Origin of the sequence: Kordia sp., assembly GCF_045105435.1 — a bacterium.
Taxonomy (GTDB): domain Bacteria; phylum Bacteroidota; class Bacteroidia; order Flavobacteriales; family Flavobacteriaceae; genus Kordia.
Map to the genome: position 1 here is coordinate 1 of NZ_JBGCDL010000183.1, position 14,483 is coordinate 14,483.

Here is a 14,483-nt window from a genome sequence, read left to right on the forward strand (position 1 = left end):
TGGTGTTGACGAATGGAATACAGGCAACGAGCGATTGATGTCTGTAGCGCAACTCAAAAGTATGGACGAAGCTACAATTGAGCTGGGTTTGCATTCGTTTTCGCATAAAAAATACGACGAACTTTCGGAAGCTGAAATTGATGAAGATTTTGAAAAATGCAAAGCATTTATTATTGAAAATCAATTAAATATAAGTAATGTATTGGCGTATCCGTATGGTAAATTCCCTAGAAAAAATCCGGAACAAAACATGTTTTTCAATCTATTAGTAAAGCACCAAGTTGCGTATGGTTTGCGAATTGGAAACCGTGTGAATAAATTTCCATTCAAAGACAATTATCAAGTACAACGATTAGATATTAAGGGCGAAGATTCATTACGAAAATTCAAATCGAAATTACGTCGTGGAAAATCGTTTTTTTAGTGAAACTCAGTTTTGAGAAGTCTGAAAGACGCACACAAAACTGTAAGTTGAACTAATCCCGTTAAAAAACGGGATCTCAAATTTCAATACTTTTGTTTGAGAAGTCTGGAAGATGCACACAAAACATAAAATAAAAAAATCCCACTTTTTTAGCGGTATTTCAATTTCCATTGTCCTTTCTGTAAATTCAAGAATTAAGAGCTATTCTATAATTAACTAAGACGCTAAAGGCAAAAGAGTTCTTAGGGAAGAACTCTTTTGGTAGTAATAAAAAGGGGTAATGCATTAAAAAAACACATTATTCAATAGTACGACAAATCGGTGTTTGACGGATTTTTTTTAGATAAATGAAAGGAATTTTATAGACGAGTAGTATGAAAAACTTCTTTGTGTCAGTTTTATCGAATTCCTTTTTGAAGTAGCATCAATTTTACATAACGAGAAAACACACCATATGCGTTAATTCCGGCGACAGCCAAACCAGGAACGCCATCCATAAAACCACGTTTTACAATATATTCATGGAAAAAACGATACATTGGTTTAAAAGCCAAATGAAAATAGGTTGCTTTTTTACCTTTTTCCAACATGCGTTCTGCTTGAAACCACGCGTAACTATCTTTCTTACTTATGTAATGCATCAAACCTTTGTAAGTATAATGTAAAACCTTGTTTTTTAGCTTTCCAACAGTTCCATCAACAATCAATTTTTCATGTACATTTCCTTCAAAATGACACTTTTCTCTAACGACCAATCGCGTTACATCATTGTTATGAAAATATAAAAAACGATTCATATAAAAGTGTGGAAAATTCAATTTATAAGCCGTATGATTTCCAGAGTTCATTGCTGCAACAATCTCTTTTTGAAGCTGATAGGTAATGCGTTCATCGCCATCTAAAAACAACACCCAATCGCAAGTAGCAAATTGCAATGCATGATTTTTTTGATTGGAAAAATTATCAAACTTTCTCGAAATTACTTTACAATTATGCGCTTCCGCAATCGCGACAGTTTCGTCAGTGCTGAGTGAATCAATCACAATAATTTCATCAGCAAATTGTACTGAATACAAAGCATCTTTCAAATACAAAGCTTCGTTATACGTAGGAATTATGACAGATAGTGTTGGCATGATAAATTTAAAGCACAAAAGTACATATAATTTTTTCATTAAAAACTTTATCTTTACAGTCTGTATGACAACAATAGACACTTCCATAATTATAAGTACGTACAACTCTCCTGAGTGGTTGGCGAAAGTTTTACACGGATATAACAACCAAACGTATCGCTTGTTTGAAATCGTAATTGCAGACGATGGCTCCAAACAAGAAACTATCGATTTAATAGCAGAAATCAGTAAAGAAGTCTTTTATCCAATTGTGCATGTTTGGCATGAGGACAACGGTTTTCAAAAATCGCAAATTCTCAACAAAGCCATTCTAAAGTGTAATTCGCCGTATATTATTATGTCAGATGGCGATTGCATTCCGCGTGCCGATTTTGTAGAGCATCATGTAAAGCAGCGTGAAGAAGGTTTTTTCCTTTCGGGAGGATACTTTATGCTACCAATGAATATTTCGGAACTTATTACAAAAGAAGATATATATGAGGGCAATTGTTTTGATGTTACATGGTTGAAAAAACACGGATTAAAAGCATCTTTTAAAAACAATAAACTGACTTCTGCTGGCTTAAAATCGCGCTTCTTAAACGCAGTTACGCCTACAAATGCAAGTTGGAATGGTCACAGTTCTTCTGGCTGGAAAAAAGATATTATAGCTGTTAACGGATTTGATGAACGCATGCAGTATGGCGGACAAGATCGTGAATTGGGCGAACGTTTATTCAACTACGGATTAAAAAGTAAACAAATTCGATACAGTGCGGTTTGTGTACATCTAGATCATCCAAGAGGTTATAAAAACCAAGAATCGATCAATAAAAATCTAGCAATCAGAAAAACAACCAAAGACGAAAACAAAAAATGGACTGAGTTTGGAATTGTTAAGAAGTAGACTCGGCTTCGCCTGTTAGACTTGCTTCGCTTTTGGATCGCTTCGCGTTGATACTTAAACAACTCAAAACGTCACTTCGAGTGGCAAATCTCCGATTTGTTGTATCGAGAAGTACTTCGAAAAAATATAGTTTCTAACAACTAAACACTTTTACATTTAGAATTTAAAATTCAGCATTTAACATTTATATACTCCAATCTTCCAATACGTTTTCTCTTGATCGGTTTTTACAATAGTAAAGTCTAGTTTTTTTAGTTTGTCAAAATATTCCCAACAACCAATTCCTTCGCGGTAAATAGATACGATTAAAATTCCATTGTCAGTTAAATGTGCTAGCATTCTGTCTAAAACTTGCTGTTTTTCAGATTCATGCACATAATAAAAAGCTTCGTTAAAAATTATGACATCAAATTTCTGATTTGGTATATACGTATGAATATCGGCAGTAACAAATTCTGCTTTTGGGAAGTTTTTGGCTTTTGCTTTCTCGATAGAAACCTCTGAAAAGTCCATTCCTAAAAAATGACTAAAAATTTCCGAATCTATATATTCATTCAAAACACCTTCGCCAGCACCTAAATCGAGAATACTTGGTTGCGATTTCCCATGATTTTTGATGAAATTTATAATTGTAGTGTAGCGTTCTGCTTCAATCGGATTGCGTAAATTGTCCCAACGACCTTTGCGGTATTGTTTATTCCAACGCGTTTTTCGGCGCCAATTATGAAATTTATCTAGTAGGTTCATGCGAGTTTTTTAAGTGTAAAGCTAAGAATTTTTCCAGCTTCGGAATGATCATTTTTGGTGTTAATTGTTTGTATAAATCATGCGGGTTTTCCTCAATTTTCTTGCGTTCTTCAAACGTAAACGTATCAAATAAATCGGGTTTTTCTTCTAACAAGTGAATGGATTCGTGTTGTTTTCCATCTTCAAAACTCGCCCAATGATCTTTATTTACGTACGGTGAAAATATGGTAAATGTGGGTTTGTTCAATGCTTTTGCAATATGCACAATGCCGCCTTCATTTGCAACCATTAAATCACATGCATACATCAGTCGCACAAAACCGCGAATACTATCTTCATAAATATCTAAAATGATACTTTCCTTATTTTGGCAAAGTGCATAAATTTTATCAGCTTCCGCTTTTTGATGTGGCGCATAATTGAATAAAATATTGACTTTGTGTTTTGAAGTAATATAATCCACAATTTCCGCAATATATTCGTACGGCATTGACTTTTGTGGCGTACTTCCTAAAATACCCAACATCAGTATAGGATCTTTGTATTGGTCTAATTTCGGATAGATTTTTTCACTTTCTTTTAAAGTGATTTTTGGTTCAAAATCAGGGTTTTCTAATGGAAAAACACTGGTAATCAGGTTGATTCTATCTTCAATCGCTTTTCCACAAATCTTTGTTTTTTCATCCAACAAATTAATTGGATGCGAGTAGAAGCGAAGTGGTAATTTTTTATGTTTTCGTTTATTTCCAATGCGATATTCCGCTTTAGAAAAATAACAAATCAAGCGACTTTGCAATTTTGAATACGGATCAAAGATAATATCGTATTTCTCTTTTCGAACCTTACGAATCATCTTCAATAAATTCGGAATCTTCTTGAGTTCCTTTTCATTGATAGGAATAATTGTGTCAATATTCGGATTATTTTCAATAACACCATTCGTAAAATCATACGCCATAAAATCAACGCGACTTTCGGGAAATACTTTTTTAATATTATTGGCAATTACAGAACTTATCAAGACATCTCCAATACGTTTGTTCTGTATAATTAATATTTTTTTCATTGAGGTAGCTATTGATCTAGGCTATTTGTGCAAAGTATTATTTTTTCGGCTGTTATTAAAATTTCACTTCATGTATTTGATTTTTTCAGTCTAAAATTTAAAAAATTATTTTATTTCTTCTCATTTGAACTATCTTTGAAGAATATCCTCGAATTATGCAAACTGTACATATTCATCCAAAATATAAAGATCAGAAAGAAGCTATTTTGGCTTTTATCGATGGTTTTGAAACACAAGGAGAATATGTGACGAAAGGAGAACGAAACGTCATTAAGTCTTTTGATTTGAACGGAGAAACAATCAACATTAAATCGTTTCGTGTACCAAAAACCTTCAATAGTTTTGTGTATAAATTCATTAGACCATCTAAAGCAAAACGCTCGTTTGAATATGCCGAAAAGTTATTGCTAAACGCAATCAAAACACCGTTTCCTATTGCTTATGTAGAAAACAAAACGACTTTTGGTTTACAGGAAAGTTATTATGTGAGTTTGCATATTGATTACGATTTTGACTTCCGCGCATTGATTCACGATCCATTATTTGAAAACCGTAGATTCATCTTGGAACAGTTTGCCGAATTTTGCTTTCAACTACATGAACACAATGTGAACTTCTTAGATCATTCACCAGGAAATACCTTAATCGTAAAACGCGATAATCAATACGATTTTTATCTCATTGATTTGAATCGAATGAAGTTTGAATCAATGAATTTAGACCAACGTATGGAAAACCTAAAACGTTTGTGGTTGTCAAAATTAATGATTCATATCATTAGCAAACGTTACGCCGAACTTGCCAATAAAGAACTGCATGAAGTACAAAATGTGCTACTCAAACACAGTCAAAACTTCAAGCGAAAAATCAATCGTAAAAAATATTTGAAGAAGAAGTATTTGAAAAAAAGCTAAAGCTTTTTTAGACTCGCTTTGCTCTTGGATTCGCTAACGCTGTTAGATCGGCTTTGCCTTTTAGACTCGCTTCGCTTTTGGAACGCTTCGCTTTTGGAACGCTTCGCGTGTCTTCTTAAATTGCTCTAGACGTCACTTCGAGTGGCAAATCTCCGATTTGTTGTATCGAGAAGTACTATGAAACGTCATTGCGAAAGTTTTAAAAAAACTTGTGGCAATCTGCTTCTTTAAAAACAGATCATTTCTATTGAACTCAATACAAGTGCTTCGTCATGCTTCCTCGTAATAACGTTTCTAAAACATCTAAATAAAAAAGCGAACTGAAATTTCAGTCCGCCAATTATACTTCGACTTCGCTCAGCATACTTTCATCGTAAAAGTCTAACAGCAAAGCGTATCTAACAATCTAAGAGGCGCAGCCGATCTAAAAGCGCAAGCGCGTCTAAGAGCAAAGCAAGTCTAGACTAAACCGCTACATCATGCTCACGCAAAGCATCATTTAAAGAGGTCTTCTTGTTCGTGCTTTCTTTACGTTGTCCAATAATCAAAGCGCATGGAACTTGATAATTGCCCGCAGGGAATTTTTTCGTATAACTTCCAGGAATTACAACCGATCTTGCCGGAACTCTTCCTTTCATTTCCACAGGTTCATCACCTGTAATATCAATAATTTTGGTAGAAGCCGTCAATACCACATTCGCACCTAAAACAGCTTCTGTTTCCACACGAACACCTTCTACCACAATACATCTCGATCCTATAAACGCATTGTCTTCAATAATTACAGGAGCCGCTTGTAATGGTTCTAAAACACCACCAATTCCAACGCCGCCAGATAAGTGTACATTTTTACCAATTTGTGCACAACTTCCAACGGTTGCCCAGGTATCAACCATAGTTCCTGCATCAACATACGCGCCAATATTTACATAACTTGGCATCATAATTACACCTTTAGAAATGTATGCGCCATGACGTGCAATTGCATGCGGCACAACTCGGATTCCTTTTTCTGCATATCCGCGTTTCAACGGAATTTTATCGTGAAATTCAAAAATTCCAGCTTCCAAGGTTTCCATTTTCTGAATTGGGAAATACAATACCACCGCTTTTTTAACCCATTCGTTCACTTGCCAACCAGTTGCGGTAGGCTCTGCAACGCGTAATTCTCCAACATCTAACAAGTCAATTACCTTACGAATTACCGCTTGCGTATCTTCGTTTTTCAATAATTCTCGGTTGTCCCAAGCGCTTTCAATAGCTTCTTTTAATGCGATCATATTTTTATAAATTTTGTAGCTTTTGTATCATTTTTTGGGTGCGTTAACAGGCTATCCACTATATCTCCCGTGAAAAACGGGAGGATGCCGTTGCTATCCTTCGCACAGTTTCAAAGTGTAAAGATAAAATCTTAGATTGGATTTTTAATGAAAATTTATAAATCTAACAGATTCCACGATTTTATAACAAAATGTACGTTTTTAAGAAACTGTTTTTATCTTTTGAGTTCATTTTAGTGATTTCTAGGATATTTTCGTCCATTCAAAAATTTACCAATAAATGTATTGCGAACACAATAATGATAGGTGATAAAGCAAACAATTCCTGTTGCAGTGGTCACAATTAAAAATTTCGGAATTCCGCCAAAAGGCAATTCCAAAAGGAATATTGGAAATAGTGCCGTTAATGGCAAATGAATTAAATATACCCAATACGAAGCATCTGAAACGTAACGCATTCGCTTAGAATGTTGACTTCCGTAGCGAATGAAAAGTCCTGTAATTCCGAAAATAAACAGCCAAACCGTTAGTGAATTGAAAGTAATTAGTAGAAAAGAAAAACTGTTTGGTTTCAAGCCAAGATCTGTATATTGAATGATAATTCCTTGGCTGATGACTAATAAAACAGCGAGAATTATACTTAGCCAATCGTATTTTTTAAGTGTTTCTAAATGTTGTTTGGAAGTATATAAGATCCATCCGACAAGGTAAAAAGCAGTATAATGAACAAACGTATTTGTGTCAGGGATTAATGCTGTGGAAGAAGCAATTAAGGGTGTTTTTAACAGCGTCAGTATTATAAAGGTAATTCCTGAAAAGACCAAAATACGAACAATCGGTTTTTGAAAAATCCAATTGCCAATTGTTTTGATTTTTGAGGTAATTTTTGGTGTTTTCTTCAATAAAAAAGCGAGTACTACTGCAAATGTTGTCGCATAGATTAAATAGTATAAAAACCATAAATGCGATGTTCCATTCGGAATGTAATAATGTAAGTCTGAAAAAGGCGCTAAACTAGTTGTGAGTGCGTTTTCGTTTCCACTGAAAGTCTCGCTAGCATAACGAAAAGAAAATTGCACAATAGGCGCGAGGATGATTAAAAATACAATGAAAGGAAACACAATTCGTGCAGTTCTATTGTGAATCATTTGCCATGGTTTCCGTTCGTAGAATAGCATGGCGCCAAAAAATCCTGCAATTAGGAAAAAGATGGGCATGCGAAACGAATGAATCATCAATACTAAAAAATCGGTTGCTATATGTGTGGATTCTGTATCTTTTATAGCCCAAACGCTTCCATGATTCGTTACATTATACGTTAATGCGGAATGCAATACCAAGCCGAGCATCATCATGATAGCGCGTAAAGAATCGAGTGAATGTATGCGTTGTGTTTTCAATGAATTTTAAAATTAACTTTGTTTGTTTGAAATGAATAGTACTAAAAATATCCATGTAATTCCTGAAACCAAGAGGATGATGCTAAAAGGATCGTGCAAGCTTTTTAAAGCTGCTCTCGAAAAACCGAGTAAAAACAGTATGATAGCGGCAATTAAATTTCTCCAAGAAATCTCTTTTTTTTCTTCAATTTGTACGTCTTCGTATTCGATAATTTCTTTATTATCTTTGATAAATTCGTTACAAAATGTTTCAAAAGTTGGTTTTTCATTTGTCAAACCACAAGTAATTCCAACAGAAGAATGAAATTTCTGATTCACACACAATTTACATAAAACGATTCGTTTTTCAATGGAGTGAAATGATGTATTTTGTAGTGAATTAACAGTTGTCTTTCTTTTAGTAGTATGTCTGTTTAGATTATATGTACCTACTAATTTTTTTCGCAAACGATAGGAATTAATAGTGAAGAAAATAACAAGCCCATTGTAGACAATATTAAATATAAACACTGTAAAAATGTAGTAACTCTCAGTACTTTCAGCTCTTGTAAATTCCTCAAAACGATATAGTACATCTAAATAGCGCCAAAATTGCATTATTTGATATAAAAATACAAGGAATAAGAAAGTATGAATCGCGGTAACTACATACGTTATATATTCGAGTGTTTGTACCGTTTTATTGAGCTCTTTTTTCTTTGTAATTGCTGTATTCAATTCGTAGAAATAATACAAGTAAGCTCCAATGCCAGTATAATACAGTATACCTACAATGTCGAAACCTCTTGTAATGTAAATATTGCTATACAGCGTAAACGCAAAAAATAAGATGAGTATGGTATTTATGCCAAAATGTGTAACTTTCCAATTCATACGTGGTAATTTGGCTGCAAGATATTAACTTAATTTTTTATTTTATGTATCGAAAAAGTATTTATACAAAGTCCATAATATAGATGCGTATATTGAATACCAAAATACTGAATACCAAATAGGAATTATTTCTTTTCTCTTTCCTAGTTCTATTTTTTGATCGTAAACTTTATCAGTTGTATCATTTTTTTTAATGTAGATTGCAGATAGTGTATACAAATATTTTTTAGTTGATGGCGTAATGGTGAATTCTACAGTCTCATTGGGTTCAAGGTTTATGGTACTTTTCCCCCATTTATGTCTAGTAATTTCTTTTTCCGAACTTTTAAACTCAAATATAGCAGATGAAATATTAGAGTTACTAATATTCTTCACTGTAAATTTCCAATAATTGCAGTCTAAAGGTTTTGGTTCGGTTTTTCTTTTTAATTCAGTAATACTTATTCGTATATCTTCAAGTTCTATTATTTTGTTCATATTTTAAAAGTATCTATTATTCAAGATATAGGATCTAAAGCAGATTTTAATACGGTTTCCCGTAAGGAACTTAAAATTTATTAGAGTCTATAAAAGTCCAAAAATCTAAAAGATCTAGCAGTCTAAATAATCTCAATTCCCATCCTTGCAGCAATAATTCGCCTAATTTTTATACACATTAAAATATAAACCTTATTTTTGCCAAAAATTTACATGGCGCGTATTCTAGCGATTGATTATGGGAAGAAACGAACGGGAATTGCCGTTACCGATGAGATGCAACTAATTGCTTCTGGTTTGACGACTGTTCGTACGCATGATTTGATGCCTTTTTTAAAAGAATATGTTGCCAAAGAAAGTGTAGAATTATTTTTGGTTGGCGAACCGAAACAAATGAATAATGAAGCTTCTGAAAGTGAAGTATTAATCAAAGAATTTATTCGTTTGTTAACCAAAGCCATTCCAACAATTCCAATAAAACGTGTAGACGAGCGTTTTACATCAAAAATGGCGTTTCAAACCATGATTGATAGCGGATTGAAAAAGAAACAACGTCAAAATAAAAGTTTAATAGATGAAATAAGTGCAACGATTATATTGCAATCTTATCTATACAAATAATACGAATATGATATTACCAATTGTCGCTTTTGGCGATCCAGTTTTAAGAAAAGTAGCAACAGATATTACTGCAGAATATCCAAATTTAGATACCTTGCTCAAAAATATGTTTGAAACCATGTATAACGCGTATGGTGTTGGATTGGCAGCGCCACAAATTGGCTTGCCTATTCGTTTGTTTATGGTGGATGCTACAGGATTTGCAGAAGATGAAGAACTAGATGCGGAACAAAGAAAACAATTAGAAGGCATGAAAAAAGTATTCATCAACGCAAAAATTGTTGAGCGCGATGGAGAACCATGGGTTTTTAATGAAGGTTGTTTGAGTATTCCTGATGTACGTGAAGATGTATTTCGTCCAGAAAGTATCAAAATTGAATACATGGATGAAAACTTTGAGAAGCATGTAGAAGAATATGATGGATTGGCGGCTAGAGTTATTCAGCACGAATACGATCATATTGAAGGAATTTTGTTTACCGATAAACTATCTGCACTAAAAAGACGTTTATTAAAAGGAAGATTGACAAATATTTCGCGCGGACGTATCAAAGTAGATTACAAAATGCGTTTTCCAGACGCAAAGAAAATGCGCTAATCACAACAATCTGTATTTTGATCAAGTCTTATAGATTTATCAAAATTGAGTTTCACTAAAAATAACGTTAAAAAAAATGATGGAATACGTACAATATGTATATTTGCCATCCTTACGTAGAAAAAATAGAATATGAGTTTAGAAAAAATATTAGCTATTTCTGGAAAACCAGGACTTTATGAATTAAAAACACAAACACGTAATGGTTTTGTGGCAGAATCGTTATCTGATGGAAAAAAAATATCAGTAAGTCTGCGTCATAATGTAAGTTTATTATCTGAAATTGCTATCTATACGTACTCAGAAGAGGTACCATTAGGAGCTGTTTTAGAGAAAGTAAAAGAAAAAGAAAGCGGAGCAGCGACTTCGATAAATCATAAAGATTCAAAAACGGTATTGGTCGATTATTTCTCGGAAGTATTACCAGATTATGACCAAGATCGTGTATATCCAAGTGATATCAAAAAAGTAATACAATGGTACAATTTATTGCATTCAAAAGGCATGACCGATTTTACTGTTGAAGCTTCATCTGAAGAAGAATAACACACTTAGTAACAAAGTTTAGTCACAAAAAAATCCAGCATTTGCTGGATTTTTTTATACTTATTTTTAAGAATACTTATTGCTTTTTCACAACTGAGTTTCCTGCAGCGATAATAGCATCTACATACTTTTGATCTGCACCTACTTCCGACATTCCCATAAACATAAAACAGGTATCTGCATCACGTTTAAAGCAATATACTGTACTGTTAATAGTTACACCTTGTGCTTTGCTGGTACCTTCTAAAAATACTACATTTACACCATTCATCATTTTTTCACCTTTGTTGGCTACTACAAATTCTGGTGGTAAGTTGCTTTCTAGTTTATTTTTAGCATTTTCGTATGTTTCAGGAACGATCATTGCCATAATTACGGCTTTTGGGCTTTCTGATACATACGTATTTGGTGTTACTTCTGTAAAAAGCTCGGTATCAACTTTCATATCTACTTTAATAGACATCAATTCCATAGCTTTTGCTTGCTTGTCAGCTTCTGTTTCTTGTGCTTGCACATTAAATGCTACAAAAAGCATGCATAGTGCGATTAGTGTTTTTTTCATTATAATTTTAAGTTTAATAGTTCAAAAATACGGAATAGTTTTGAGCAAAATTGCGAATCCGTACGTTATTTGTGTTTTTGTAGGCATAAAGCGTGCCACGTTTCTACTTCGTTCAACGAAATACTTTGACGAGTTCAGTATAAATATTTCAAATAAAATAGAAAATCGATTGTTCTAATATTAACTAGCCAACAATCTACGATGATAATTAATCTGCCCAACATGGTAACTCAAATGCCATAACAAATGCAGTAACATCAATTCATACGAAGGAATTTCGCCATTTTTTTCTATCGGATATTTTTCCTGTAATTTTTCTTCAGGAAAGTTTTGTAAAGCTGTAATTACAATTTTTTTTACGTCAGCAATTTCTTTAAGTAACGTTGCTTTCGGAACATCTTTTGTGTTGAACTCCAAGTCGCGTTGTCTTACATACTCTGTGTTTCCAAGATGTTTTCCAATAAAATGATTCAAGTTTCCAATCAAGTGCAAACACAAGTTTCCTGCGCAATTGGAAATGGTATCCGTGACTTTCCAAAGTGAAGTTTCATCTTTATATTGCTCAATTTCGGAAGTCAATCGGTCAATTTCTCGTATAAATAATTTTGTAATGGAAGTTTTCATATAAATATTTTATCAAATAGTTTTATTTTTTGTTTTCATCAAACGTAAAAAAACATACGTAAAGAAAAGGCAAAATAGTAAATCATTTATTCCAAAAATAGCATAAAATGTACTTGCTAATGCATCTTTTTGGAACATATCTGAAACGTTTGTGTTTGAAAGCCACTGAATCCAAATGATGCCATAAATCAGTTTTTCAATCGCAAAAACTGCAACTAACCATATTACTTTTTCGTATGATTTTGCTACTGAAATATACGCCAATCCCCAAATGACAATCATTAATAATCCGAAGTCTGACATGACATCTGCATCGTATTTTGGAATGACTGAATTTGTAAGAAAATTTGAAAAAAATCAATACACTCCATTCATCAATCCAGCTGCGATGAATCCTTTAGAAATTAGTTTATGGGAAATTGTTATATTTTATTTTTATGAATGATATGCTTTGGAATAGCAAACACAGATGGCAAATAGAGATAATGTTTAAACGTCTTAAACAAAATTCCCCTCTTAAATACTTCCTTGGAGATAATCAAAATACTATTGAAATACAGACATGGTGTGGGCTTATCATACAGCTACTTATGCTAGTGATACAACGTAAAACAAAAAGGAAATGGACCTACTCTAATATGGTATCAATGATACGATTTCATCTAATGACTTACATAAATTTGTTTAAATTCCTTGAAAACCCAAATAAACAATGAAAAGAATTAACAACGAAACCTCCAGACAAACAACTTAGCTTATTTTGGTAAAGCTCCCTTGCTATTGAATATCCAGAAAAAAATAAGGCTTTTATTGAGTTTAAACAGTACTTTTTGTTAAATCTGTATTTTGGTCGGACACTAATAATTTTTAATTAATGTTTTTATCAATAATAATCCATCTGCTAATACTTCCTACATATAATAATGAAATAGAGCTATAATTAGTAACATTTACACTACCTGTGCCACTTCCAACTGTAATTCTATTCGCAGCTGTAGAAGCTCCATTTTCTCCTATTAAAGTAATTCCTAAATTTGCATCATTGCTATAGAGTATAATATATCGTCCATCTACGCCTCCAGCAATTCCAGTAAACGTTACAGTTTGAGCGCCTCCAGAATCCTGTTCTAATAAAAATATAGTCTTATCGATATTTGTAGTAGTTAAGTTGAAATTCAATTAGTTATTAGTATTTTGATTATAAAAAAATCAAAGAAAATGAACCTTTACATTTTTTTTTCGTCCTTAGTGTAAACGCAATGTTTTTATGCATAAAAAAGATCAGATATCAGATAGTGAATTGGTAACACAATATGTTGCAGGCAATCAAAAAGCATTGGCAATATTGGTGAAACGATTTCACAAAACATTCTGTAATCATGCGTATTGGATTGTAAAAGATGCAGATACCGCAAAAGATATTGCACAAGACAGCTGGAAATTGATCATCGATAAAGTAGCTACGCTTCAAAATCCGGCGCGTTTTAAAAGTTGGGCATTGCGCATTGTACATCGAAAATCTATTGATTATGTGCGTACAATCGCGAAGCAAAAACAACAAAATCAGGAGTATAAAGTCACAAAATCAATTCGTGATATTCCATTAGCAGATATTTCGCAAGAAAAACAACAACTCAAAAAAGCAATTGCAACACTTTCCATTGCGCAGCAACAAGTTGTCCGATTATTTTATGTGGATGAGCTTACGTTAAAACAGATTTCAAACACTTTAAAAATCTCTGTCGGAACTGCCAAATCGCGCTTATTTCACGCAAGAGAAGAATTAAAAAAACAATTAAAAAAATAGAAAATATGAGTACATTAAAAGATATTGACACGTTAATAAAAGAAACACTCACCGAAGAAGAGTCAAAGTTTTATGACGAACTAGAAGAACAAGGACTTGTGGGATCTATAAAAAGTATTTTTGAAGGAAAATTAGGCTGGCTTGCAGTTGTAATGAATATTGTAAACTTAGGTGTTTTTGGATTTATGATTTATTGTTTTATCCAGTTTTTCAATGTTTTAGAAACGAACGAATTGCTAAAATGGGGATTGGGAATTGTAATTTGTATGATGTTTATGTCCATGATAAAACTATATTCGTGGATGCAAATGGACAAACGCGCCGTTTTACGCGAAATGAAGCGTCTAGAATTGCAAGTATCATCATTAGCCTCTAAAATTTCTGAATAAGATTTTAATTCGAAGCGAATATTTAGTATTTTGCAAACCTCTAGGGATGATTTCTCTCCCACGCTGAATTTTCGAGTCTTTCGGAAGGATAAAGGTAGAGAAGGAATGGTAAATTATCTATCATTTAAAACTT

At 33.1% G+C, this 14,483-nt stretch carries 19 protein-coding genes; 8 read left to right on the forward strand and 11 right to left on the reverse strand.

Features of this window, described 5'->3' with window-relative positions; translation table 11 throughout:
* Positions 1–424, forward strand: a 424-nt coding sequence (locus AB8B65_RS09690) for a polysaccharide deacetylase family protein (protein WP_405300760.1), incomplete at its 5' end; no start/stop codon positions are given.
* A 398-nt stretch (positions 425–822) separates the two neighbouring features.
* On the opposite strand, the gene AB8B65_RS09695 is transcribed toward AB8B65_RS09690, so the two are convergent.
* Complete coding sequence (locus AB8B65_RS09695; RefSeq protein ID WP_405300761.1) at positions 823–1,599, reverse strand: glycosyltransferase family 2 protein; 777 nt, start codon at positions 1,597–1,599, stop codon at positions 823–825.
* Positions 1,600–1,624: 25 nt separating this feature from the next.
* On the opposite strand from AB8B65_RS09695, the gene AB8B65_RS09700 reads away from it, so the two are divergent.
* Entirely contained in the window at positions 1,625–2,446 is an 822-nt protein-coding gene (locus AB8B65_RS09700; RefSeq protein ID WP_405300762.1) for a glycosyltransferase family 2 protein, read from the forward strand.
* 177 nt (positions 2,447–2,623) lie between these two features.
* Here the strand turns inward: AB8B65_RS09700 and AB8B65_RS09705 are convergent, their stop codons facing one another.
* Positions 2,624–3,193, reverse strand: coding sequence for a class I SAM-dependent methyltransferase (locus AB8B65_RS09705; protein ID WP_405300763.1), 570 nt, complete (start codon positions 3,191–3,193; stop codon positions 2,624–2,626).
* A complete protein-coding gene (locus tag AB8B65_RS09710) occupies positions 3,177–4,259 on the reverse strand; it encodes a glycosyltransferase family 9 protein (protein WP_405300764.1) in 1,083 nt (360 codons plus the stop codon). Before AB8B65_RS09710 ends, AB8B65_RS09705 begins: the two co-directional genes overlap by 17 nt.
* A 155-nt stretch (positions 4,260–4,414) precedes the next feature.
* Here AB8B65_RS09710 and AB8B65_RS09715 point away from each other — a divergent pair, with 155 nt between their 5' ends.
* Entirely contained in the window at positions 4,415–5,173 is a 759-nt protein-coding gene (locus AB8B65_RS09715) for a lipopolysaccharide kinase InaA family protein (RefSeq protein ID WP_405300765.1), read from the forward strand.
* Between the two features lie 464 nt (positions 5,174–5,637).
* On the opposite strand, the gene AB8B65_RS09720 is transcribed toward AB8B65_RS09715, so the two are convergent.
* The 4 genes from AB8B65_RS09720 to AB8B65_RS09735 form a co-directional block, all read right to left on the reverse strand.
* Positions 5,638–6,453 (reverse strand): 2,3,4,5-tetrahydropyridine-2,6-dicarboxylate N-succinyltransferase, encoded by an 816-nt coding sequence (locus AB8B65_RS09720; protein ID WP_405300766.1) that lies wholly within the window; start codon positions 6,451–6,453, stop codon positions 5,638–5,640.
* Positions 6,454–6,686: 233 nt separating this feature from the next.
* Positions 6,687–7,853: an acyltransferase family protein gene (locus AB8B65_RS09725; RefSeq protein WP_405300767.1), complete on the reverse strand. Its 1,167-nt coding sequence runs from the start codon at positions 7,851–7,853 to the stop codon at positions 6,687–6,689.
* A 12-nt stretch (positions 7,854–7,865) separates the two neighbouring features.
* Positions 7,866–8,726, reverse strand: a complete 861-nt coding sequence (locus tag AB8B65_RS09730) for a hypothetical protein (RefSeq protein WP_405300768.1) — start codon at positions 8,724–8,726, stop codon at positions 7,866–7,868.
* Between the two features lie 42 nt (positions 8,727–8,768).
* On the reverse strand, positions 8,769–9,203 hold the full coding sequence (locus tag AB8B65_RS09735; RefSeq protein ID WP_405300769.1) for a hypothetical protein: 435 nt from the start codon (positions 9,201–9,203) through the stop codon (positions 8,769–8,771).
* 213 nt (positions 9,204–9,416) lie between these two features.
* Here AB8B65_RS09735 and ruvX point away from each other — a divergent pair, with 213 nt between their 5' ends.
* The 3 genes from ruvX to AB8B65_RS09750 all read left to right on the forward strand — a co-directional run bounded on the left by ruvX (position 9,417) and on the right by AB8B65_RS09750 (position 10,968).
* Complete coding sequence (gene ruvX / locus AB8B65_RS09740; protein WP_405300797.1) at positions 9,417–9,824, forward strand: Holliday junction resolvase RuvX; 408 nt, start codon at positions 9,417–9,419, stop codon at positions 9,822–9,824.
* A 7-nt stretch (positions 9,825–9,831) separates the two neighbouring features.
* On the forward strand, positions 9,832–10,422 hold the full coding sequence (gene def, locus AB8B65_RS09745; protein WP_405300770.1) for a peptide deformylase: 591 nt from the start codon (positions 9,832–9,834) through the stop codon (positions 10,420–10,422).
* Between the two features lie 132 nt (positions 10,423–10,554).
* Positions 10,555–10,968, forward strand: coding sequence for a DUF5606 domain-containing protein (locus AB8B65_RS09750; protein WP_405300771.1), 414 nt, complete (start codon positions 10,555–10,557; stop codon positions 10,966–10,968).
* Positions 10,969–11,044: 76 nt separating this feature from the next.
* Here the strand turns inward: AB8B65_RS09750 and AB8B65_RS09755 are convergent, their stop codons facing one another.
* The 4 genes from AB8B65_RS09755 to AB8B65_RS09770 all read right to left on the reverse strand — a co-directional run bounded on the left by AB8B65_RS09755 (position 11,045) and on the right by AB8B65_RS09770 (position 13,333).
* A complete protein-coding gene (locus tag AB8B65_RS09755; RefSeq protein ID WP_405300772.1) occupies positions 11,045–11,530 on the reverse strand; it encodes a hypothetical protein in 486 nt (161 codons plus the stop codon).
* A gap of 180 nt (positions 11,531–11,710) precedes the next feature.
* The gene (locus AB8B65_RS09760) at positions 11,711–12,154 is read right to left on the reverse strand and encodes a DUF1572 family protein (RefSeq protein WP_405300773.1); all 444 of its coding nucleotides are present in this window, start codon (positions 12,152–12,154) and stop codon (positions 11,711–11,713) included.
* A gap of 12 nt (positions 12,155–12,166) precedes the next feature.
* Positions 12,167–12,457 carry a hypothetical protein gene (locus AB8B65_RS09765; RefSeq protein ID WP_405300774.1) on the reverse strand — a complete coding sequence of 97 codons (291 nt, stop codon included), beginning with the start codon at positions 12,455–12,457 and terminating at the stop codon, positions 12,167–12,169.
* A 564-nt stretch (positions 12,458–13,021) separates the two neighbouring features.
* The gene (locus AB8B65_RS09770) at positions 13,022–13,333 is read right to left on the reverse strand and encodes a hypothetical protein (RefSeq protein WP_405300775.1); all 312 of its coding nucleotides are present in this window, start codon (positions 13,331–13,333) and stop codon (positions 13,022–13,024) included.
* 88 nt (positions 13,334–13,421) lie between these two features.
* Between AB8B65_RS09770 and AB8B65_RS09775 the strand changes: the two genes are divergently transcribed.
* Entirely contained in the window at positions 13,422–13,961 is a 540-nt protein-coding gene (locus AB8B65_RS09775) for an RNA polymerase sigma factor (RefSeq protein ID WP_405300776.1), read from the forward strand.
* 5 nt (positions 13,962–13,966) lie between these two features.
* Complete coding sequence (locus AB8B65_RS09780) at positions 13,967–14,350, forward strand: DUF6768 family protein (RefSeq protein WP_405300777.1); 384 nt, start codon at positions 13,967–13,969, stop codon at positions 14,348–14,350.
* The last annotated feature ends 133 nt before the right edge of the window (positions 14,351–14,483 follow it).